The following is a 22,950-nucleotide window of genomic DNA, read 5'->3' as shown; positions in this document are numbered from 1 at the left end:
CGTGTTGCAAAAACTTTCATCGCACGCCATCCAATTTTGCCGAAGCAACCGTGTTCCGTTCAGCGGGCGATCAACAGTAAAACAACCGCGGAGGCAGTGCGGATATGCCGCAGGTCGGGCGGCCAAGTAGGGTCAGTGCCCACCTCCCGCGGGCGCAAATTTCGTTTCACATCGCGGTGGGTGCGACACGACTCATCGTGTCCGCATACATGGGTCATGAAGCGATATTGGCTCCGGACTTGCGGCGCGCCCGCTGTCCGGGCAAATAGATACAAAGCCTTAGTAATGGCCTGGGGAGGCAAACATGGGACTGGGAAACCAAAAAACCGAGCGCCTTTCGCCGGCGGTCAAGCGGACAGTTTTCGCCGGATGCATCGGGTTCGCGGTCGACTTCTTCGATATCTACCTGCCGGTGCTCGCGCTCGCTCCGGTGATCGGCTATTTCGAGCCCCCGGGTCTGTCCGCCACCGCCAGCACCACGGTCTACTTTTTCACTTTCGCCGCCACGTTGTTCGGGCGCCCGTGCGGGGCGGTCATTTTCGGTCACTGGGCCGACAAGATGGGACGGCGCCGAACCACGATGATCAGCATCGCCGGGTTCGGCTTGTTCACCGTGCTGATAGCCTTGCTGCCCGGCTACGCCACGCTGGGCATCTGGTCGCTGGTGCTGCTGATCGGATTGCGCTTCGTCGATGGCGTGTTCATGGGGGGTGAATACACATCCAACAATACACTGGCGCTGGAGATGGTGCCGAAGCACCGTCGCGGTTTCGTCGGCGGCGTGCTGCAAGGCGCCTTCCCGATCGGCTTCGCTATGGTTTCCGCGGTAACGAGTTTCCTGCTCAGTGTCACCACGCATCAGCAATACCTCGATTGGGGCTGGCGGCTGGCGTTCGTGTTCGGCGGCCTGCTGGCCTTCGCATTCCTGATGTTCTATCGCACCGTGCCGGAATCGCCAGTGTGGATCGAAAGCAAAAAGAGCGTCGCGCCGTTGAAGGAGGTGTTTTCCGGCCATCACCGGCGCAATCTACTACAGGTTTTCGTCATGATGATCGGGTTCTGGTTCGCCTCCCAGGTGGCCAGCATCCTGCCCGGAATCCTGATCAACCAGTTGCACCTGCCGGCCCGTGTCACCTCCGACACCTTCCTGGTCGGCAGCATCATCCTGTTCTTCGGATTTGTCGGCTGCGGCATGATCAGCCAGGTGATCGGGCGCCGCCGAACCATCGTTTTGAGCGGGCTGGCGATCCTGTTCGGAGGCACCGGATTATACTACGTGCTGGTGGCTCGGGCATTGGCCGGCGCGCCGATGATTGAGACGGTGATCGTCACAATGGCGTTCTATATTCTGATCGTGTCGCCGTGGGGAATAGTCTCGACCTATATCTCGGAGCGGTTCCCGACCCATATCCGGGCCAGCGGCTACGGCATCGGTTACAGCGCCGCGGTGGTGATCCCGGCCTTCACCGGCATCTATCTGTTGGGTCTGGCGACGGTGATGCCGTACGTGTTCGGGCCGCTGGTGCTGCTGGTGATCGCCGGCGTGCTGGTCATCACTGGGGCGCTGATGGGTCCGGAAACCCGTGACGTTGACATGAATATACCGGTTGCGCTGGAAGCCACGGAACAATCGGTGATGCCGGGACAAGCGCCGGCCTGATCGAAGGGGAATGAGACCGCATCGGCGTTTGCCGATCGACGGCCAACTACTCGGCCGCCTTCGCCAGGTCCGTCGTCCTGGTTAGCGTCCGCAAGGTGACGAATTCCTCGGCCGCGGTGGGATGGATGCCGATGGTGCGGTCGAAATCCGCCTTGGTCGCCCCCATCACCACGGCGATGGCGATGCCCTGGATGATCTCGGCGGCGTCCTCGCCCAGCATGTGCGCGCCGACCACCTTCTGGGTGAGCTTGTCCACCACCAGCTTCATCGTCGTCTTGCGCCTGCGTCCGGACAGCGCGTGCCGCATCGGCGTGAACTTCGTCAGGTAGACATCCACCGGCCCCATCGCCGAGGCCTGTTCCTCGGTCAGCCCCACAGTCGCCACTGGCGGCGTGGTGAACACCGCCGAGGGTATGTTGCGCAGCGACACTTTCCGCGCCTTGCCGCCGAACAGAGTGTCCGCCAGCGCGTGCCCCTCGGCGGTCGCCACCGGTGTCAGGTTCACCCGGTCGGTCACGTCGCCCATGGCAAAGATATGCGAATGGGTCGTGCGCAGTTGGTCATCGACCCGGACCGCGCCCTTGGCGTTCAGTTCGACGCCGATTTGTTCCAGTCCGAGCCCGCGCACATTGGCGCGCCGCCCGGTGGCAAAAAACGCCAGGTCGGTGACCAGCGTCTGACCGTCGTCCAGGGTCAGCATCCGCCGCTCGCCATCCGCCTCCAGCTTCGCCGGCAGGCGGGTCGGATGCAGTATGATACCCTGCACCGACAGTGCCTCTTGCATCGCGTCGCGGATGTCCTCGTCGAAGCCGCGCAACGGCAGCGGTTGGCGGTAGACCAGGTGCACCTCGGCGCCGAGAGCGCGGAAGATGCCGGCGAACTCGACCGCGATATAGCCGGATCCAACAATGACGACGTGGCGAGGCATGGTCTTCAAGTAGAACGCATCGTCGGAGATGATGCCTAGTTCGGCTCCTGCGATGTCGGGCCGTTCGGGATGTCCACCAGTGGCGATGACGATGGTCTTCGCGGTCACCTGCTTGCCGGCGACCTGCACCGTGTGCGCATCCGCCAGGGTCGCGTGTCCGTCGAAAACGGTTGCCCCCGCGCCGGCCAGCAGCTTGCGATAGATGCCCTCCAATCGGGTGATCTCGCGATCCTTTGCCGCGATCAGCTTGGCCCAATCATGCGGCCCCTTTTGGATGGTCCAGCCGAACCCGGCGGCGTCCTCGGCCCAGCCGCCATATTCTCCCGCTTGCACCAGTAGTTTCTTCGGCACGCAGCCTATGTTGACGCAGGTGCCCCCCCAATGGCGGTCCTCGGCGATCGCCACCCGCGCGCCATATCCGGCGGAGATCCGTGCGCAGCGCACCCCGGCCGAACCCCCGCCGATGACAAACAGATCGAAATCCATGCGGCGATCCCCTTCCGAGGCCGGATAATACCCGGCCCGCTGATGTGTGGTCTGCGCAATGCAGGCGCAAGATTGACCGCTGATGCGGCCGATGGACCATCGCCCGGACTAGACCGCCTCGGCCGACAGCCGCCGCGGCATGCAGCACGCACAGCCTCCGGCATGCGCCGGCGCCGCCGGGCCGGAGGCGTCCTGCGCGCCGCCACCCAGCGCCGGCGCGGTCAGCAGCCGAGGCGCCGGCGTGGCACAGTCCGGGCACGGCTGCGGGCGATCGAACTCCGCCATCGGGTGAACCTCGGCGAACGGCCCGCAATCGGCGCACTCATACTCATACGTTGGCATCCAAGCCCTCCTTTTTCCGTATTCTGCCATTTTCGATCCCGCCCTGCCAGCGGCCGGGTCGCCGACCTGAAAGACCGGCACCATGTTGCAAAACCGACACAGTATGGTGCCCATGCTTCTGTTACGTTTCTGTGATAGTCCTGATATCCGGATGTCCAGGCCGCGCCCTAAGCTGGAGTGCGCCAAAAGGTTGTCCCGCCAGAATCCGTCCGAATAGGTCTGCAGGAACCTGAGGCCAGTGCGGCTGATGTTGAGGCAGACACAGTCGCGGTCGCGGCGAGACCAGATCAGCAACGAAAGCTTTCGTGACCAGCCGCGAAATTCTAGGTCCAAACCAGTTTGATAACGTATTAATAATTATGTGATAAAGAATTTTTGTGGTGTCAAATAGGGTTTTTTGAAATTCGGTTGCTTTTTCGCTGCTGTTATCAGAAGAACTATCATAAGTTGCAGTAACGCCGGACGACACACGCAAATTTAGAGGAAAGCACTATGGGAACTAGACGCCACCTGCTGACCCGAAGTGGATTGATCGCGGCCGCATTCGGCGCCGCGGCATCGCTGGGTTTGATTACCTCGAAGAAAGCAGACGCCGATGCGGTAAGCGACCTCGGCTTTCGCCCCGATACCGGCCCGGGCACCGCCACCTCGGATTACAACATTCTGAACTTCGCCTTGAATCTGGAATATCTGGAAGCGGAATTCTATCAGCGCGCGGTCACAGGTGCCGGTTTGTCACCCGCCGATACTTCTGGAATCGGCACAACCGGCACCGTCACAGGTGGCTCGCCTGTATTATTCACGACACCGGCGATCCAGCAATATGCAGCGGAAATTGCCTCCGACGAGTTGGCCCACGTGCGATTTCTGCGCGCCGCTCTGGGTCCCTTTGCGGTGGCGGAACCAACTATTGATCTTTTCACAAGCTTCACGACCGCTGCGGTCGCGGCGGGCCTGATTCCGCCGGGCGCGACGTTCAATCCGTTCGCGAACGAGACAAACTTCTTGCTCGGCTCTTATATCTTTGAAGATGTTGGCGTCACCGCATATCACGGTGCTGCTTCGTTAATTCAAAACAAGACATATCTCGATGCGGCCGCCGGCATCTTGGCGATCGAAGCTTATCATGCCGCGACCGTGCGCACGCTGCTGTTGCAAATGGGTCAGGCCCCCGCCACCACGGCGATCTCCGCTTTGCGGGCAGCGGCATCGGGCGCGGCTGATGACCAGGGCGTCACCTTAGGTGGCGTCGCCAACATCTCGTTGGGGGACGGCAATGCGATTGCCTACAGTCGGTCAACTGCTCAGGTGCTCAACGTGGTCTATCTGGGGGGCGCCAGCGGCGGCTTTGGGTTCTTCCCTGCTGGGTTAAATGGCGCCATCGCCTAGGGTCCCTTGCCTGCTGGGCACGTGCCGTTGATTGGGACGCAGTCACCAAGATCCCGATCGCCACCGCCTAAGGGGTGTGCCCGTAATCGCCGCTGTCCCGCGGGGCAATTCGCGGGTTGCTGATAGGGAAAGGTGCAGCATTGCTATCCGAATATCCGAAGGCTCCTGTTCCGAGTAAGGCAGCGCGTCGAAGCGTTGAACCCGCGCATCAACCGACCCGCGAGATCAACTGTCACTTCCGAGTAACGGGGGAAGTGCAAAAGATGGGCGCATGAGCCACGCCGCTTCCTTTACCCGTCTTCGGCACCTTATGCTTTTTGCGAACAACCGAAAGGTGAGATCATGAAGTTCAAGCACGCACTTTTAGCCGCGACACTCCTTTCGGTGCCGTTAGGTGCCGAAGCTCAGCCTGCGAATCCACCGCCCGTAACCGGGCTCTATGTCAGTATCGGTGGTGGCGGCAATATTCTGATGGACGAGCACTTGGTGGGAACCACGGGCGCGGCATCGAACGCCAGTCTGCGATCACGTATCGGCGGTGTTGGGGTTGTGGCGTTGGGATATGGCCTTGGCAACGGGATCCGGCTGGAATTTGAGGGAGACTACCGCTCCAACCGATTTTCTGAAGGACGCGACTTCGGCTTTCCCGCCGCTGCCGGCGGCAACGAGGTCAAGTACGGCCCGATGTTCAACGCAGTCTATGATCTTACCGGTCTAATCAATTTCCCCTACGCCGCACCCTACGCAGGCGTCGGTGTGGGATATCAGTGGGCGCACTTTGATCAGGCCCATGCCTACGGCGGACAAACCGGTTTTCCACGCTTTGATTCTGACGATACGCGGGGCGCCCTCGCTTATCAGGCGATCATCGGCGCGGTCATTCCTTTCCAGTTCCTGCCTTCCCTTGCAACGACGATCGAATATCGCTTTCTCGGGCTGGCAGATCGGGATTATGACTTCACCTCTACCGCCGGGCCGGGCGCGGTGACGCCGGGCAAGTTGAAGTTCGGCAACGATTTCAACCACTCTTTGCTGATTGGCCTGCGATACAATTTCGGTGCACCACCGGCCCCAGCACCGGAAACGCCGATGCCCGTAGCCGCGCCGGCGCCGGCCCCCGCACGCTCCTATCTTGTGTTCTTCGACTGGGATAAGGCTTCATTGACAGATCGCGCTCGTGCCATTGTCAAAGAGGCAGCCGACGCCTCTACGCATGTGCAGACGACCCGCATCGAGGTTAATGGCTACACCGATACATCGGGGACGCCGAAGTACAACCAGGGCTTGTCTGTCCGCCGCGCCAGAACCGTTGCGGCCGAACTCGTTCGGGACGGCGTGCCGCAAAGTGCTATTTCAATCCAGGGGCTCGGCGAAACGCATCTGTTGGTCGAGACAGGCGCCGGCGTCCGTGAACCGCAGAACAGGCGGGTAGAAATCGTGTTCCACTAAACTCCTAACCGCTACAACAGTTCGGCGGTCGGTCCTCCAATCGCCGGACTGTTGGGGGACTTACGTCACGTTTGGTGACAACACCCGCGAACTCGATGCTGTCTAGGGAGTCGGCGAACTGTTAAAGCGCTTCGGCGATATCGAGGCGACCTTGGCCTGCTGCTGAATTCCATCTGGAGGACGAGAAAGTCCTTCACTCTCCAGCGGCCCGTCATTGGGACTGCGCAATATAGGGTCTATTCCGGTAAAGCATCGATAAGGCGCCGGGACGTTGTCAGAGCAAACTCAGTGCCCCTTGCATCAAATGCTGCACCGCGCCACGTGCCGCATAGAGGCGGACTCCGTTCGTTGGAAAGAGATCCGGGTGAGTTAAGATAGACTTCCGCCAGTTCCAATTCCCCTGCCCGTGCGATGAGGTAACGAAACTATAGCGCCTTTTCTAAAGCTTCGATTGCCGAATGCTGCGATGCTGGGCTGACCGCATCCACCTAACACTCCGGATTGCCACGTCGTCTAGCCGGCGTGGCAATTGGATTGCACTGAGAAAGGTGAATGCGTGAAGGCCGCAGAGAAGGAGAAAAGCTCAAGCATAAGCGGTTCGTTTCGCTATTCTAGGTAGGGCGCGAGCACATTTTCGATCCATTTCATGAATGTGCGGACTCGGCGCGACAGGTTGCGCCGATGCGCTACCACCAGGGAGACGACGAGCGGCCTGTGCTGAAGATCTGGTAGAAGCTCTATCAACGCTCCACTCTCCAAGTAACGGCCAATCGCCAAAAGTGGTGCCTGAATCAGGCCAAGGCCGGCGACACCAGCGGCTTCGTAGGTCTGCACGCTGTTGACGTGCAGCGCACCTCGCAACTGAAGCGTCGCGTAGCTGTCGCCGTGCGGATACTCCCATCCATAGGATTTTGCGCCGAGCGTCCGCACGAAATGAATTGCCCGATGTTTCTGATGCTGCAGATCGTCTAGCGATCGAGGCACACCATAGCGCGCCAGGTAGTCAGGGCTGGCGGCGTTGACCATGCGTAACTTGCCCAGCGGGCGGGCAATCAACGTCTCGTCCCCGATGGGACCAAGTCGCAATACGCAGTCAAACCCCTCTTGAACCAGATCGACTTGGCGATCCGTACTCGACACCTCCAGCTCCAACTCGGGATAAGTCGCCATGAAGGCCGGCAACGCCGGCACGATAGTGGTGCGCGCCAGCTCGCTCGGCAGATCAACCCGTAAGCGCCCGCGAAGTGCCACTCGATCGTTTGCGAAGATTGAGTGCAGATCATCAACGTCAGCAAGCAGATCGCGGGCACGGGCATGAAATACCCGTCCGTCCTCCGTCAACTGCACGCTACGCGTCGTCCGGTGCAGAAGCCTGACACCGACATCTTCTTCCAGCTTGCGGACCGCCGTTGAGGCCCTTCCCTTCTGAATGCCCAGGCTATCGGCTGCGTGGGTGAAGCTCCCCATTTCCGCTACCGTTATGAAAATGAGGATGGGTTCGAGATTCTGCATTCTGGTGCCTCGGTATTGTTCACCACAGAGAGAACAGTAAGTTCAGTTCCTCGGTGTTTATCATACCTCAGAGACACAGTAAGTTCCGAAAATCGATGATCCCCCATAGGAGAATGACAAGTGTCCGAAACTATGAACCTGCATCAGGTGCCTGAAACCATGACCTTGCATCGCGCCCAGTGGGCTGGCCGGATAATGAGCGCGTTTGTCGTTAGCGCTCTGGTGGCAGACGGCACTATTCAGCTTTTCGCGCCGGCACAGATCGCGAGCATGTTGCAGGAAACCGGGTTCGCGATGGACCTGACCCGCATCGTGGGTCCGATCATCCTCGCCTGCGTCATCCTTTACGCCTTCCCGGCCACCGCCGTCCTCGGCGCGATCCTGGTGACGGGCTTTTTGGGAGGTGCCATCTGCGCCCATGTCCGCATTGGTGAGTTTGGGTCGCCGCCGGAAATCATTTCCCTGCTTCTGGGCGCGATGACATGGGGCGGCCTCTACGCGCGCGATCCCCGTATCCGGGCCATTCTACCGCTCATCCGTTGAACCAAAAGGGGCAGTGCTCTGTCCCTCAAGATCAAGAGAAAACGGATGTTTTCAGTAATGGGAATCACGGGAAAAGTGGGCGGCGCAACGGCAGAACATCTGTTGGCGCACGGCAAGGAAGTACGGGCGCTCGTCCGCAATCGCCAGAAGGCTGGGCGAACCAGGGCGTGGAGCTGGTTGACGTGAAAGTCGCGGAGCAATTGGGTGAAGTCCGGAAGCTCGACGAGAAAGCCTTTGCAGTCCCGCGTGCAGGGTGGGCGGAAGCGTTCGAGCAATTCGGCATCCCGATCGAGCGAACCAGGGCAACGACGGAATGGCCTGTGCATTCTGCCATTTCCGGTCCCGCCCTGCCAGCGGCCGGGTTGCCGACCCGAAAGACCGGCGCCATGTTGCAAAGCACCATGCCGTCAAGGACCGCCGTATGAACGCACCAGTCGATCTATCCCAGTTCGCCGACCAGAAATACGCGGTCGGCCAGCCGGTCCCACGCAAGGAAGACCCGGTGCTGCTGCGCGGCGAGGGCCGCTACTCCGACGATCTCAACCGCCCCGGCCAGGCGCACGCTGTGATGGTACGCTCGAATGCCGCGCACGGCATCATCCGCTCGATCGACACCAGCGCGGCCAAGGACTTACCCGGCGTGCTCGCGGTGCTCACCGGCCAGGACCTGATCGACGCCGGGTTCGGCAACATGCCGTCGGGCATGGTGTTCAAGATGCGCGACGGCAGCGAGATGCCGAAGCCGACCCAGCCCATTCTGACCACCGACAAGGTGCGCTTCGTCGGCGACCCGGTCGCGGTAGTGGTGGCGGAGACCGCCAAGCAGGCCAAGGACGCCGCCGAGGCGGTGTTCGTCGATATCGACACCTTGCCGGCGGTGACCGAAGCTCGAGCCGCGGCTGCCGACGGCGCGCCTTTGGTGCATGATGCCACGCCCGGCAACGTGATCCTCGATTTCCATCATGGCGACACCGCCGAGGTGGACGCCGCCTTCGCCGGCGCCGCCCACGTCACCCGCCTGCAAATCCGCAACAGCCGGGTCGTGGTCTGTCCGATGGAGCCGCGTTCGGCGATCGGCGAATATGACAAGCAGGCCGATCGCTGGGTTCTGCGGGTCGGCTCGCAGGGCGTATTCCCGATGCGTCAGTTGCTGACCGGCCCGCTGAAGGCGCCGATCGAGAGCATCCGCGTGCTGACCGGCAATGTCGGCGGCTCGTTCGGCATGAAAGCCTCGCTCTATCCCGAGTACCCCGCCATCCTGCACGCTGCCCGGCTGCTCGGCCGGCCGGTGAAATGGACCGACGAACGCGGCGAGAGCTTCCTGTCCGACAGCCATGGCCGCGACCACGACATGGCTCAGGAACTCGCGCTCGACGCCAATGGCAAGATCCTCGCCCTGCGGGTGACGGGCTATGGCAACATCGGCGCCTATCTGTCGAACGGCACCGTGCTGCAGCCCACCGGCAACATCGTGCGCAACACCATCGGTGTGTACGCCACGCCGCTGCAGGAGGTGACGTCCAAAGCGATGTTCACCAATACCAGCCCGGTCGGCCCCTATCGCGGTGCCGGGCGGCCCGAGGGCAACTACTATATCGAGCGCCTGCTGGATACCGCGGCGCGTGAGATGGCGATCGATCCGGCCGAGATCCGCCGCCGCAATCACATCCAGCCGGCCGCGCTGCCGTACAAGACCCCCGCCGGCACCACCTATGACAGCGGCGATTTCCCCGCCGTCCTGGACAAGGCGCTGGCTGCGGCCGACTGGGACGGATTTCCGGCGCGCCAGCGGCAGAGCGCCGAACGCGGCAGGCTGCGCGGCCGCGGCATCGGCCAGTACCTGGAAGTCACCGGGCCGCCGTCGAAGGAAATGGGCGGCATCCGCTTCGAGCCGGACGGCACCGTCACCATCATCACCGGCACGCTGGACTACGGCCAGGGCCACGCCTCGGCGTTTGCCCAGGTGCTGTCCGCCCGGCTCGGCATTCCGTTCGACAAGATCATCCTGCTGCAGGGCGATTCCGACGAACTGCTTGCCGGCGGCGGCACCGGCGGGTCGAAGTCGCTGATGGCCAGCGGCACCGCGATCGTCGAGGGCGCCGAGAAAGTCCGTGAGGCCGGCCAGAAGATCGCCGCCCATGTGCTGGAGGCCGCCGAGGCTGATATCGAATTCGAGGTCGTGCCCAATGGTGGTAACTCGGGGGGTGCCAATCCGGGCGGCGGTCAATTCCGAATCGCTGGAACTGATCGCGCCATCGGTATCATGCAACTCGCCGATCAGATCCGCAGCGGTGCGGTTACCCTGCCGGCGGATATGCCACAGACCCTATCGGTGTCCCACGTCGCCGAGGGTCCGCCGTTCGCCTACCCCAACGGCTGCCACATTGCGGAGGTCGAGGTCGATCCCGAAACCGGCGTCACCGAGGTCGTCCGCTACCACATGGTTAACGATTTCGGCGTTATCGTGAATCCGATGCTGGTCGAGGGCCAGGCGCATGGCGGCATCGTCCAGGGCATCGGCCAGGCGTTCCTGGAGCATGTCGTGTATGACGACAGCGGCCAGCCGATGACCGGGTCCTACATGGATTATGCGCTGCCCAGGGCGAACGACGCGCCGATGTTCAACTTTACCTCTCATCCGGTGCCGGCGAAGACCAATGTGCTTGGGTCCAAGGGATGCGGAGAGGCCGGCTGCGCGGGGGCCCTGCCGTCGGTGATGAATGCCTTGGTCGATGCGCTCGCCATCTATGGCATCAAGCACATCGACATGCCTGCCACCCCATTGCGGGTGTGGGAGGCGATACAGGCAGGCGGCAAGTAGTCGCCCAGGGATCATGGCTCGCCGTCCGGATGCACTGAGCACCGGCTGCCCGGCTGCTGTCGTTCCGGCGATCTGAAGTTATAGATGACGTGTTGCGCGCGTTCGATCCAGGCCGCGATTAGCGGAACGGCCGGCTACGCCACTATTTCGACGACCGGGTCGAAATCCCAGGGCTGGCGAGCGCCTCGGCCGAGAAAGTCCGGTGGCTTGATCGACCGGCACGGGTTCGCCGTGGCACGCCCGCACCATCGGCGGCTAATCTGCACCTGCTGGGCGGCTCGCGACCATGGTTGAGGTTGCGGACGCACCGCAGGCCTGCTGGATTAGGTATATGATCAACAATTCAAAACGAATACCGCTGCTTGCGTTCGCGTTGCTGGCGGCCGGCGGACTGGCCGGCTGCACCGTCGGTCCCGACTTCCACCGGCCGGGTTGGGCTTCGCCGGCGTCGTGGTTCTCGGGCCCGAAGGAGGCGGTGCGGCGGCCAACGAGCATCCCCGTGACGGAACCGATCAATCCAGATTGGTGGACGCTATTCGGCGATCCGGTACTCACCGGGTTGGAACGGCGAGTGGCGGGGGAAAACCTCGACGTCAAGGTTGCCGGGCTGCGCCTGACCCAATCCCGAGACCAGCTTGCGGTGGCGCGCGCGTCGCTGTTTCCGACGCTGAATGGCAATGCGTCGTATGTGCGCCAACAGGCCAGCAACAACGGCATCTTCGCCGTAATCCCCAGCGCCGTGGGTGCGAACGCAGCAAGCGGCGTGTCCGGCTTTTCGACCGGCGGCGTCAGCGGCAGCGGTCTGCAGCCGTTCGACTTGTGGCAGGGCGGGTTCGATGCCTCGTGGGAGGTCGATCTGTGGGGCGGGGTGCGGCGGTCGGTCGAATCGTCAACCGCCAGCAGCCAGGCGGCCGAAGAAGCGAGACGGTCCACCCTGCTATCCAGCCTGGCCGAGGTGGCGCGCGACTACATCCAGCTTCGAGGCGTGCAGGCGCAGTTGCAGATTGCCAACGACAACGTCCGTACCGCGCAGCAGAGCCTCAATCTGACCCAGCAGCGCGCCGCCGGGGGCGTGACCACCGACCTCGACGTGGCCAATGCGTCGGCGCAGTTGCGCAGCACGCTGTCGCAGATCCCGACGCTGAAGCAGGAGGAGGCGCAACTGATCAACGCGTTGAGCCTGCTTGAGGGTCAGCCGCCGAATGCGCTGCGCGCCGAACTTCAGGTGGTGAAGCCGGTGCCCCCGGTGCCACCGCGGGTGCCTGTCGGGCTGCCGTCGGAACTGGCGCGCCGGCGTCCTGACATTCGTCAGGCGGAGGCGCAGTTGCATGCCGCGACCGCCGATATTGGCGTGGCGCAGGCGAACTTCTATCCGTCGGTCAGCCTGACCGGCAGCTTCGGCCTGCAGGCGTTGCAGTTGCACAAGGTGTTCGACATCAACTCGAAACAATACGCCGTGGGCCCAGGGCTGACCATCCCGATCTTCCAGGGCGGCCAGTTGCGCTCGACGCTGCGGTTGCGTGAGGCGCAGCAGCAGGAGGCGGCGATCAACTTCCAGAGGACCGTGTTGCAGGCCTGGCATGACGTAGACAACGCGCTAACGGCGTATCAGGCGGAGCAGACCAGACGGGATGAGTTGGTGCGTGCGGTGACCGATAACCGGCACGCCCTGACCTTGGCGCAAAGCCGCTATCAGCAGGGGGTGACGGACTTCCTGACCGTGCTGGATGCGGAACGCAGCCTGCTGGCGGCGCAACTGCAACTGGCGGACAGCACGACCACGGTGTCGTCGAACCTGGTTGCTCTGTATAAAGCCTTGGGCGGCGGGTGGGAGACCGACATGCCGGAGCGCAAGACCGCGGCGGCCAAGCGATCCTAGACCAGCCGGCATGTCCGTGTTGATGAAGAAACGACTTTGCGAGGCAACGAGGCGTAACCAGGGCGCGGCGCGGCGTGGCCGGCCTGGCGGTCCAGTTCGCGGCCGTATAAGCCCATCGGCTGCCGAGCCGGCGGACGGCACGACTTGAAACTTGAAGGCCCGCGGGCGATGCTGCGGCGCGGCATTATGGGAAATCAGACGGAATGCATGATATCGTCATCCGAGGCGGAACCATCGTCGACGGTTCGGGCGCCACCCGCTTCACCGGAGACCTCGCGATCGATGGCGACCGCATCGCCCAGGTTGGCGGCAAGGCCGGTCCGGGCAAGCGCGAGATCGACGCCGCCGGCCAACTGGTCACTCCCGGCTGGGTCGACATCCACACCCACTACGACGGCCAGGCGACCTGGGATCCGGTGTTGGCACCATCATCCTGGCACGGCGCTACAACTATATTGATGGGCAACTGCGGCGTCGGTTTCGCGCCAGTGCGCAAGGCCGACCGCGACTGCCTGATAGACTTGATGGAGGGGGTCGAGGACATTCCCGGCATTGCGCTGGCGGAAGGTCTGCGCTGGGACTGGGAGAGCTTCCCCGACTACCTCGACGTGCTGGAGCAGTTTCCGCGCACCATCGATGTCGCCGCGCAGGTGCCGCACCATCCGTTGCGGGTTTACGTGATGGGGGATCGGGCGGTGCGGCGCGAGATTGCCTCGGCCGCCGACATCGAGGCGATGAGCCAGCTGACCGAGCAGGCGCTGCGGGCGGGGGCGTTCGGCTTCACCACGTCGCGAACAGAGCAGCACAAGACCACCAAGGGCGACCTGGTCCCGGGCCGCTTCGCCGAGAACCAGGAACTGTTCGGCATCGGTGCGGCGCTCGGGCGAACGCGGACCGGCGCGTTCGGGATGCTGAGTGACTTCGACGACGAGGCCGCCGAGTTCGACTGGATGAGTTCGCTGGCCAAGACCACCGGGCGGCCGCTGTGGTTCCTGTTGACCGACCGGTCGAGCGATCCGCAGCGGTATCATCGGCTGATGGATGGGGTGCGCCGGGCGCGGGCCGATGGGGCGTCAGTGACGGCGCAGGTGGCGGGGCGCCCGGTCGGCATCATCCTGGGATTGACCACGTCATTGAACCCGTTCGCGGCGCGCCCGGCGTTCGCGGCGCTGACCTCGCTGTCGGTCAAGGACCGGCTGGCGCGGCTGCGTGATCCGGCGGTGCGGGCGCAGATCCTGGCGCAACCGGCATCGGAGGACTTGCTGGCGGTCCTGCCGCCGCTGCAGCGGCCGATCGCGACCCGCTGGGACCGCCAGTATGTTCTGGGGGACCCGCCGGACTACGAGCCGGATCAGAGCCGCAGCATCGCCGCGATGGCGGCTCGGACCAACCTGACGCCGGAGGAGTTCTGCTACGACTACTTGACCGGCGAAAACGGCGATCGGATGCTGTTCTATCCGGTGACCAACTATGTGCATGGCGACCATGGCGTTGTGCACGACATGATCCGCGACCCCCACACCTTGCTGGGCCTGGGTGACGGCGGGGCGCATTGCGGGCTGATCTGCGATTCGTCATTGCCGTCGTACATGCTGACCCATTGGGTGCGCGACCGTCACCGCGGGCCGCGGTTTCCGCTGGAGTTCGTGGTCAAACGGCTGACCAGCGAGACGGCGGACTTCTTCGGCTTTCACGATCGCGGGCGGCTGACGGTGGGCAAGAAGGCCGACGTCAATGTCGTCGACCTGGATAGCCTGCGGCTGCACCACCCCGAACTGCGGCACGACCTGCCGGCGGGCGGTAAGCGGCTGGTGCAGCGGGTGGATGGCTATGCCGCCACGATGGTGGCAGGGGTGCCTATTTTCGAGCACGGCGAGGACACCGGGGCGCGTCCGGGCAGGCTGGTTCGCTCGCAGGCGTGACGGCGTGCCGCAGCGGGGGCGGCCCAACCTGGGCGTTATGCCACCGGCTGGCGCATCATTTCGACGAAGCGCTGGAATAGGTGATGGCTGTCCGAAGGCCCTGGGCTGGCCTCCGGATGATATTGCACTGAGAACACCGGCCGGCCGACCGCGGCGATGCCCTCGTTCGAGCCATCGAACAAGGAGACATGCGTCACTTTCACTCCGGTCGGCAGCGATTCGGCATCCACCGCGAAGCCGTGGTTCTGGCTGGTGATTTCGACCTTGCCGGTTGCCAGGTCTTGCACCGGCTGGTTGGCGCCGCGATGACCGCGGGTCAGCTTGTAGGTCCTGGCACCCAATGCCAGTGCCAGTAGCTGATGCCCCAGGCAGATACCGAAAATTGGCACCCCGCTGTCCAGTACTTGGCGCAGCACCGGGACGGTGTAAATCCCGGTCGCCGCCGGGTCTCCCGGACCGTTCGACAGGAACACCCCGTCAGGTCGATGGCGCAGAATGTCATCGGCCGTTGCCGTGGCCGGCACCACCGTGACCCGGCAGCCGGCGGTCGCCAGGCAGCGCAGGATATTGCGCTTGGCGCCGTAATCCACCGCCACGACATGATGGTTCGGCGACTGCTGACGAGCCGACCCGCCGGGCCATGACCATGTGGTCTCATCCCAACTGTAGGATTGCAGGCAGGTGACTTCGCGCGCCAGGTCCATGCCCTCCAGCCCCGGCCATGCCGCCGCCCGAGCCTGCAGGGCGGCAAGGTCGAAACCGCCGTCGGCGGGAAACGCCAGGATCCCCGCTGGCGCGCCGGCGTCGCGGATGCGGATGGTCAGCGCCCTGGTGTCCACGCCGGAGATGCCGGTGACGCCCTGCGCGCGGAGCCAGGCTTGCAGTGACTGCGCCGAACGCCAGTTGGACGGTTCGCTGATGTCCTGCTTCACCACCAGGCCGCTGGCGGCGATGCTGGCGGCTTCGATATCGGCGTGGTTGGTGCCGACATTGCCGATATGGGGGAAGGTGAACGTGATGATCTGGCCGGCGAAGGATGGGTCGGTCAGGGTCTCCTGATAACCGGTCATGCCGGTGCTGAAGCAGACCTCGCCTACCGGGCCATCCGCCTGGGTGTGGGCGCCGAAGCCGCGGCCCCAGAACGGCGTGCCGTCGGCCAGAACCAGCACGGCGGTGGCGCCGGCGGGGATTGACGGCGGGGTGCCGGCTGTCGTGGGATTCGGCTGCTCGGGCGGATGAGCCTGCAGATCGGTCATGCTCAGGCCGGTCGCGGCGCTGACCGCCGGCCAATGGCGCGACGGAATGGCGCGCGATTGGCGCCATTTGCGCACTGCCTCGGTTCCTACGCCGGTCAGCCGGGCGGCAGCGTCTGGTCCGCCCATGCGTTCTATGATCTGGTCGATCGAAATCGGCATGGGTCGAGATCATACGGGAGGGATCTTCCCGTAGCAACCGCTGGCTTTTTGTTTGGGAATTTTCTTCCCGAACGCAGCGGCAATCCTCGGCGGAAGGGGTCGGAAAATGGATAATACAGGCGCAACAATGACCGGCGGATGCCAGTGCGGAGCGATGCGCTACGCGTTGTCCGAGAAGCCGGAGTCCACCGTGTGCCACTGCCGGATGTGCCAAAAGGCGGTCGGGGGTCCGTTCGCGGCGTTCTGCAAGGTGAAGACAGCCACTTTCCATTGGACCCGGGGCTCGCCGTCGAGCTTCCGAAGCTCCTCCGCCGCCGAACGCCAGTTCTGCGCCGCCTGCGGCACGCCGCTGACGTTTCGCTATCTGGACGGCGACGCGATCGAGGTCACTACCGGCAGCCTGGATGACGCCGCCGCAGTGCCGCCGACGATGAATTTCGGCAGCGAGTCGCGGCTGCCGTGGATCGATCGGCTGTTGCCCGGCCGGCTGCCGGATACCCCGACCTCGGCCAGCAGCAGCGCGGCGCGGGAGATCGTCAGTCATCAGCACCCGGACCATGATACGGCGAACGGGCGAACGGGGCGTGGTTGACATCGGGTTGTGGCTTTGGGCAGCGATGTCTGACACCGGGCCGGCGGACGTGATTCGGAGAGTGTTGTGATGGCCAGGACTTCGACCTACCCGCTCCGCCTGCCGGTCTCGATCAAGAGCGAAGCCGAGAAGTTGGCGGCCTTCGAAGGCACCAGCCTCAATCAGTTCGTGGCGACGGCGGTGGCCGAGAAGGTGGCTGCGCTGCGAACAGCCAGCTACTTCGCAGAGCGCCGTGGTCGCGCTGACTGGGAGGCGTCCGACCGGCTGATGGGCCGCAAGCGGGGTGAGCCGCCGCGGCGCGGGGACGAACTGGAGGAGGGCTGAGGCAGGGCGCTTCGTCGGATACGTGCGGGTCTGATGGGCCGGCGTCAGGAAGCCTGACGTGCGGGCGCCCCCTGTAGTATAGCGACAACTGTTCGCCCCCAGGAGTGCTGCCATGAGCCTGCGAGAATCGTTCGCCGAGCAGATGAAGCTGTCGATGAAAGCCGGCACCCCGGCGCGGACCTCGACCTTGCGCATGATGATGGCGAAGCTGAAGGACACCGACATCGCGGCGCGTCCGAAGGGCATCGAGCAGGTACCCGACGAGGAAATCATCGCCATGCTGCGCGGCATGGTGAAATCGCGTCGCGAATCGGTGGCGTTGTACCGCCAGGGCCATCGTCCCGAACTTGCCGCCAAGGAGGAAGCCGAGATCGCGGTGATCGAAAGTTTCCTGCCGGCGCAGATGGATGAGGCGGCGATGCAGCGCGCGGTGGCCGACGCACTGACGGAAACCGGCGCGGGCGGGATCAAGGACATGGGCAAGGTGATGGCGGTTTTGCGCGCCAGACACGCCGCCAGCCTCGACATGGCGAAGGCCGGGGCGATGGTCAAAGCCCGCTTGTCAATTTAACCGAACAGGCAACAATATCGCCAATGGCGCTTCCCGCCAGCTTCCTAGACGAGCTTCGCATCCGCACTCCGCTGTCCGGGCTGATCGGCCGGCGTGTGCGGCTGGTTCGGTCCGGCAAGCAGTGGAAGGGCTGCTGCCCGTTCCACAACGAGAAGTCCCCCAGCTTCTATGTCTACGACGACGGCTATCACTGCTTCGGCTGCGGCGCGCACGGCGATGCCATCAGTTTTGTCATGCAGACCCAGGGCGTGGCGTTCATCGAAGCCATCGGCCAACTCGCCGCCGAGGCCGGACTTGACGTTCCGCAAGCTGCGCCGGGCGCGATCGAAGCGGAACGCCGCCGCCTCGATACCGTCGCGGTGCTCGCCGCTGTGCGTACCCATTACCAGCGCCGCCTCGCGCTGCCTGAAGGTCGCGCCGCTCGGGATTACCTGCTGAGCCGCGGCCTGACTGAGGCTACGATCGCCCGCTTCGGCCTGGGCTGGGCGGGGGATCGCGGCGCGCTGACCGCCGAAATGGGGCGAGAAGGCGTCGATCACGCGCAGCTGATTGAGGCGGGGTTGATTCGCCGCGATGAGGAAACCGATCGCAGTTTCGAATTGTTCTCCCACCGTGTAATGTTTCCGATCCTGGATCGCCGCGGTTCGATCATCAGCTTCGGCGGCCGGATCCTGACCAGCGGCCAGCCGAAATATCTCAACGGACCGGAAAGCGCGGTATTTTCCAAGCGCCGCAGCCTTTATGGGCTCAGTCTGGCACGGGATGCGGTGCGAAATGGCGGAACGCTGATCATGGTGGAGGGATACATGGATGTCATCGCCGCCGCCCAGGCCGGATTTACCGCCGCCGTCGCGCCCCTGGGCACGGCACTGACCAGCGAACAGTTGGACGAACTGTGGCGCCTGTCGCCGAGCCCGGTGCTATGCTTCGATGGCGACACCGCCGGCGCGCGCGCCGCCTCGCGCGCCATGGAACTGGCGCTGCCGATGCTGACGCCGGAACGGATGCTGCGCTTCGCCACCCTGCCGGCCGGCGAGGACCCCGACAGCCTGCTGCGCAAGGGTCGGGCCGCAGCGCTGCAGGCGGTGCTCGATGCCGCGCGGTCACCGTCCGACACGCTGTATGACATGGTCCGCGATGACGCGGGCGACGCCACCCCCGAACAACGCGCCGCGTTGCGCTCCCGCCTGATCGAGGCCTGCGGGCGGATCGGCAACAAATCGCTGGCCTGGGAATATCGCGACGCCGTGCTGGCTCGGTTCAAGGCAAACCGGTTCCGCGCCCGGTCCGGTCGCGGCGGTGAGCAGTGGAACCGGCGCGGCGTCGCCGATCGGCCGCGCGCGCCCCGGCCGCTGCTGCATCAGGACCACGCCGCCGGCGAACGGGCACGGATCCTGACCGCCATTCTACTACGCCACCCATTTCTGCTGAACGACGTCGCTCAGGCCTATGCCGCGCTGCCGATGCAACCCGCGCTGCAGAAGCTGCGCGAGGCCATCGAACAGTGGGCCGCCACCAGCGAAACCCTTGACTCTGTCGGCTTGACGAACCACCTCACGAAATCGGGATTTGAGCAGGACGTGCGGCACGTCCTGGCCGGTGCAGAAATGCCATTGCCTGCCTGCGCGTCCGCCGAGGCAATGCCAGCCGAGGCGGAAGCTGGTTGGTGGCATATTTTTGGCTTTCTAAATGTGGAACATTTGCGCGAGGAGGTCGCCTTGGCTGAAGCAGACGCCGCGCGCAACCTGACCCCCGACACCCAGCGCCGGCTCCTGGCGCTGAGCGAGGCTTTCAATAAGATTCGCAGCGGTGAACCGGACGGGGTCGGATTCGTAGATGTATGAACAGGATGGAGTGATGGCGCCCGCAAGCCATGCTGCGTCGGACGAAGGAGTGCCCTGAGCAATGGCCACGAAACCCATGGTCGCCGGCGATACCGCAACGGCTGAGCAGGATGCCGAGACAACCTTGCTGGATGTGACCGCGGCCGGCGTCAAGCGGCTGATCGCCAAGGGCAAGGAACGCGGTTACGTCACCTTCGACGAGTTGAACGCGATTCTGCCGCCGGATCAGAACAGCTCCGAACAGATCGAAGACGTGATGGCCAATTTCTCCGAAATGGGCATCCAGGTTGTCGAGAGCGAGGAGAACGAGGAGGGCGAACTGCCCGCCGCCAAGGCGGAAAAGGCCGAGGAAGCCGAGGAAGAGGAGCAGACCGGCAACGTCGACGAGGCGAGCCTTGGCCGCACCGACGACCCGGTGCGGATGTATCTGCGCGAAATGGGCAGCGTCGAGCTGCTGTCGCGTGAGGGCGAGATCGCCATCGCCAAGCGGATCGAGGCCGGGCGTGACATGATGATCAACGGGCTGTGCGAGAGCCCGCTGACGTTTGCCGCGATCATCACTTGGCACGAACAGCTCAAGGCCGGGCGCATGCTGATGCGCGACATCGTCGACCTGGAGGCCACCGATGGCGCCGGGGCGCCGGCGGCGGATGCTGGCGAGGGGGCCTCGGCGGGCGCGTCGGAGAACTTCGCCGCCAACGACGACATCGATGCCGACGACGAGGACGGCGGCCCCAGCATGTCGCTGTCGGCGCTGGAGGAGAAGCTGAAGCCCGAAGTGCTGGCGAACTTCGAGGAGATCGAGAACCTATACAAGAAGCTGCACAAGATGCAGCACCGCCGGCTGGAGACCATCACCAGCGGCGAGGAAATGAGCACGCGGTCGGAGAAGGGCTACGAGAAGATCCGTGAGGAACTGGTCGAGAAAGTCGGCCAAGTGCGGTTGCACAACAACCGCATCGAGGAGCTGGTCAGCCAGCTCAAGCTGCTGAACCAGCGGCTGACCACGCTGGAAGGCCAACTGATGCGGATGGCGGAAAGCTGCAAGGTCAACCGCGAGGATTTCCTGAAGCACTATCGCGGCGCTGAGCTTGATCCGAACTGGCTTGACCGGGTCGGGCGGATGCCGGGCAAGGGCTGGAAGGTGTTCGTCATCAAGCACCCCGACGACATCGGCAAGCTGCGCGGGCAAATCTCGGCGGTGGCGACCGATGCCAGCCTGCCGATCGCCGAGTTCCGCCGGGTCTACATGACCGTGTCGCGCGGCGAACGCGACAGCGCCCGGGCGAAGAAGGAGATGATCGAGGCCAACCTGCGGCTGGTGATCTCGATCGCCAAGAAGTACACCAATCGCGGCCTACAGTTCCTGGATCTGATCCAAGAGGGCAACATCGGGCTGATGAAGGCGGTGGACAAGTTCGAGTATCGCCGCGGCTACAAGTTCAGCACCTATGCGACGTGGTGGATCCGCCAGGCGATCACTCGGTCTATCGCCGACCAGGCGCGCACCATCCGGATTCCGGTGCACATGATCGAGACGATCAACAAGCTAGTGCGGACATCGCGACAGATGCTGCACGAGATCGGTCGTGAACCGGCGCCGGAGGAGCTTGCCGACAAGCTGGGTATGCCGCTGGAAAAAGTCCGCAAGGTGCTGAAGATCGCCAAGGAGCCGATCAGCCTGGAGACCCCGATCGGCGACGAGGAAGATTCGCATCTGGGCGACTTCATCGAGGACAAGGCCGCGGTGATCCCGCTGGACGCGGCGATCCAGGCGAACCTGCGGGAGGCGACGACGCGGGTGTTGTCGTCGCTGACGCCGCGGGAGGAGCGGGTGCTGCGGATGCGGTTCGGGATCGGCATGAACACCGACCACACGCTGGAAGAGGTCGGCCAGCAGTTCAATGTGACGCGCGAGCGCATCCGCCAGATCGAGGCCAAGGCGCTGCGCAAGCTGAAGCACCCGAGCCGGAGCCGGAAGCTGCGGAGTTTTCTGGACGATTGATGCTGCTCGGCGTTGCGGCCGACCGGTATGTCGTTTTTGCTTCCGTCCCGGATTGGCGTTCTCAGGCCCGCAATTTGTGTAGAAAGCCTGGTCCGGACAGCCGTCCGTTGTCGAGCAACCAGCACCCTGTCCGGAATCGCCGCTCGTTCCGTTGCCGCCGACCGCTCGGCCGGCCAGCAACGGGACGAGCGGTCGTCAGCGAGAGGTCGAGACGCTGTTTACCGAGCGGCGGCGCGTTTACGCTGGCGGATGATGCCGAGGCCGAACAAGCCTGCCCCCAGCATCGCCATGGACGCCGGTTCCGGCACGGCGGTGGACGGCGTTACGCTGATGTCATCGATCAGGATGACGTCCGGGCCGTTGCCCACGTTGTCGGTCGATGTGCCGCCGAATTCTAGCACGCTCTGCGCCGAGGATGCCGTGACCAGGAAGGAGTAGAGCTGGTAGTCGTTCGTGAAGTCACTTGTGCCCGTCGGAATGGTGCCGGGGAAGCTGGTCGGAGCACCAGCGACGGCTACGCCGCCGAAGCTGAGGCTGAAAGTGTTCACACCGGCGGCGGCTGCGTAGAAGCTGAGCTGATAGGTCTGGCCGGCAACCGTGTCGAGCGTCTGCGTCAGGTCGCTGGGGAACATCGGATTGCCGGGCGCCAGGTTCAGGCTGTTCTGACCGGAATGAGCCTCCCCGGCGTAGCCGTCGATCCCGACAAAGCCGTTATTGACCTGCCACACTCCATTCGGCCCGAACGTCGGCGTGTTGAAATGGAAGAAGTAATTTGACGCCGAGTAGTTCTGTGCAGCGTCACTCTCGAACCCGCCATCGACGACGAGGTTTGTGGCGTGAGCTTGCGGCATCCAAAGCGTGGCCACTGCGAGAGCAGCGACCGTTGCGATCTTCATGAGCATTGAGTGTTTCCATCCAAAATGAACCAGCGCAGAATTGCAATCTGGCCTATCCGCAACGAGACCGTACATTTTGAGCCGCGATGGAATGCGTATGCAGATTTCATACCAATGGATGATAGTGTCGTATTATCAACAGGATAGGGTCAATCGGTCCGTTCCGTTGGGGGGTCGGCGCCCCAACTTGTAAAGTAAGCCGACACTACTGGCGGTTGCTTGACGATGATCGGCAGCGAAGCGGCTTGCGCAGTGGAGCCGGTCGGATTCACGTATATGCGTGTTTTACTGGCCAGCGCGGGTCACGCGGCGCTATTTCGCGCCTTCGCGCAGGCCCTCGCACCCGTGGACCGTCCGCCTGCAAGCCCGGTC

General features: G+C 63.7%; 19 protein-coding genes. 14 read left to right on the top strand and 5 right to left on the bottom strand.

Going from position 1 to position 22,950, the window contains the following annotated elements; all coding sequences use genetic code 11:
- Positions 1–304: 304 nt before the first annotated feature.
- Positions 305–1,660, top strand: coding sequence for an MFS transporter (locus ACQY4T_RS08605; protein WP_428540197.1), 1,356 nt, complete (start codon positions 305–307; stop codon positions 1,658–1,660).
- Between the two features lie 46 nt (positions 1,661–1,706).
- On the opposite strand, the gene gorA is transcribed toward ACQY4T_RS08605, so the two are convergent.
- Positions 1,707–3,074, bottom strand: coding sequence for a glutathione-disulfide reductase (gene gorA / locus ACQY4T_RS08600; protein ID WP_428540194.1), 1,368 nt, complete (start codon positions 3,072–3,074; stop codon positions 1,707–1,709).
- Between the two features lie 108 nt (positions 3,075–3,182).
- Positions 3,183–3,416: an FmdB family zinc ribbon protein gene (locus ACQY4T_RS08595; RefSeq protein WP_428540191.1), complete on the bottom strand. Its 234-nt coding sequence runs from the start codon at positions 3,414–3,416 to the stop codon at positions 3,183–3,185.
- Positions 3,417–3,908: 492 nt separating this feature from the next.
- Here ACQY4T_RS08595 and ACQY4T_RS08590 point away from each other — a divergent pair, with 492 nt between their 5' ends.
- Positions 3,909–4,805 carry a ferritin-like domain-containing protein gene (locus tag ACQY4T_RS08590; RefSeq protein WP_428540188.1) on the top strand — a complete coding sequence of 299 codons (897 nt, stop codon included), beginning with the start codon at positions 3,909–3,911 and terminating at the stop codon, positions 4,803–4,805.
- Between the two features lie 342 nt (positions 4,806–5,147).
- Positions 5,148–6,254 (top strand): OmpA family protein, encoded by a 1,107-nt coding sequence (locus tag ACQY4T_RS08585; protein WP_428540185.1) that lies wholly within the window; start codon positions 5,148–5,150, stop codon positions 6,252–6,254.
- Between the two features lie 606 nt (positions 6,255–6,860).
- On the opposite strand, the gene ACQY4T_RS08580 is transcribed toward ACQY4T_RS08585, so the two are convergent.
- The gene (locus ACQY4T_RS08580) at positions 6,861–7,766 is read right to left on the bottom strand and encodes a LysR family transcriptional regulator (RefSeq protein WP_428540182.1); all 906 of its coding nucleotides are present in this window, start codon (positions 7,764–7,766) and stop codon (positions 6,861–6,863) included.
- Positions 7,767–7,898: 132 nt separating this feature from the next.
- On the opposite strand from ACQY4T_RS08580, the gene ACQY4T_RS08575 reads away from it, so the two are divergent.
- The 6 genes from ACQY4T_RS08575 (at position 7,899) to ACQY4T_RS08550 (ending at position 14,931) form a co-directional block, all read left to right on the top strand.
- Positions 7,899–8,309: a DoxX family protein gene (locus ACQY4T_RS08575; RefSeq protein WP_428540179.1), complete on the top strand. Its 411-nt coding sequence runs from the start codon at positions 7,899–7,901 to the stop codon at positions 8,307–8,309.
- A 45-nt stretch (positions 8,310–8,354) separates the two neighbouring features.
- The gene (locus tag ACQY4T_RS08570) at positions 8,355–8,495 is read left to right on the top strand and encodes an NmrA family NAD(P)-binding protein (RefSeq protein WP_428540176.1); all 141 of its coding nucleotides are present in this window, start codon (positions 8,355–8,357) and stop codon (positions 8,493–8,495) included.
- A complete protein-coding gene (locus ACQY4T_RS08565) occupies positions 8,477–8,734 on the top strand; it encodes a hypothetical protein (RefSeq protein ID WP_428540173.1) in 258 nt (85 codons plus the stop codon). Before ACQY4T_RS08570 ends, ACQY4T_RS08565 begins: the two co-directional genes overlap by 19 nt.
- Entirely contained in the window at positions 8,731–11,130 is a 2,400-nt protein-coding gene (locus tag ACQY4T_RS08560; protein WP_428540170.1) for a xanthine dehydrogenase family protein molybdopterin-binding subunit, read from the top strand. Before ACQY4T_RS08565 ends, ACQY4T_RS08560 begins: the two co-directional genes overlap by 4 nt.
- A gap of 331 nt (positions 11,131–11,461) precedes the next feature.
- Complete coding sequence (locus ACQY4T_RS08555; protein WP_428540167.1) at positions 11,462–13,009, top strand: efflux transporter outer membrane subunit; 1,548 nt, start codon at positions 11,462–11,464, stop codon at positions 13,007–13,009.
- A gap of 203 nt (positions 13,010–13,212) precedes the next feature.
- Positions 13,213–14,931: an N-acyl-D-amino-acid deacylase family protein gene (locus ACQY4T_RS08550; RefSeq protein ID WP_428540164.1), complete on the top strand. Its 1,719-nt coding sequence runs from the start codon at positions 13,213–13,215 to the stop codon at positions 14,929–14,931.
- A 35-nt stretch (positions 14,932–14,966) separates the two neighbouring features.
- On the opposite strand, the gene carA is transcribed toward ACQY4T_RS08550, so the two are convergent.
- On the bottom strand, positions 14,967–16,346 hold the full coding sequence (carA, locus tag ACQY4T_RS08545) for a glutamine-hydrolyzing carbamoyl-phosphate synthase small subunit (RefSeq protein ID WP_428540161.1): 1,380 nt from the start codon (positions 16,344–16,346) through the stop codon (positions 14,967–14,969).
- A gap of 106 nt (positions 16,347–16,452) precedes the next feature.
- On the opposite strand from carA, the gene ACQY4T_RS08540 reads away from it, so the two are divergent.
- The 5 genes from ACQY4T_RS08540 (at position 16,453) to rpoD (ending at position 21,682) form a co-directional block, all read left to right on the top strand.
- Complete coding sequence (locus ACQY4T_RS08540) at positions 16,453–16,938, top strand: GFA family protein (RefSeq protein ID WP_428540158.1); 486 nt, start codon at positions 16,453–16,455, stop codon at positions 16,936–16,938.
- A 69-nt stretch (positions 16,939–17,007) separates the two neighbouring features.
- Complete coding sequence (locus tag ACQY4T_RS08535) at positions 17,008–17,262, top strand: hypothetical protein (RefSeq protein WP_428540156.1); 255 nt, start codon at positions 17,008–17,010, stop codon at positions 17,260–17,262.
- 112 nt (positions 17,263–17,374) lie between these two features.
- The gene (locus ACQY4T_RS08530; protein WP_428540153.1) at positions 17,375–17,833 is read left to right on the top strand and encodes a GatB/YqeY domain-containing protein; all 459 of its coding nucleotides are present in this window, start codon (positions 17,375–17,377) and stop codon (positions 17,831–17,833) included.
- Between the two features lie 23 nt (positions 17,834–17,856).
- Positions 17,857–19,677, top strand: coding sequence for a DNA primase (dnaG, locus tag ACQY4T_RS08525; protein WP_428540150.1), 1,821 nt, complete (start codon positions 17,857–17,859; stop codon positions 19,675–19,677).
- 61 nt (positions 19,678–19,738) lie between these two features.
- The gene (gene rpoD, locus ACQY4T_RS08520) at positions 19,739–21,682 is read left to right on the top strand and encodes an RNA polymerase sigma factor RpoD (protein WP_428540147.1); all 1,944 of its coding nucleotides are present in this window, start codon (positions 19,739–19,741) and stop codon (positions 21,680–21,682) included.
- Positions 21,683–21,900: 218 nt separating this feature from the next.
- Here rpoD and ACQY4T_RS08515 read toward each other — a convergent pair whose 3' ends face one another.
- The gene (locus tag ACQY4T_RS08515) at positions 21,901–22,584 is read right to left on the bottom strand and encodes a PEP-CTERM sorting domain-containing protein (protein ID WP_428540144.1); all 684 of its coding nucleotides are present in this window, start codon (positions 22,582–22,584) and stop codon (positions 21,901–21,903) included.
- Between the last annotated feature and the right edge of the window lie 366 nt (positions 22,585–22,950).

Origin of the sequence: Rhodopila sp. (assembly GCF_965277825.1) — a bacterium.
Taxonomy (GTDB): Bacteria; Pseudomonadota; Alphaproteobacteria; order Acetobacterales; family Acetobacteraceae; genus Rhodopila.
Note: the sequence above shows the minus strand (reverse complement) of the source record. Positions and strands in the feature narration are given on the sequence as shown.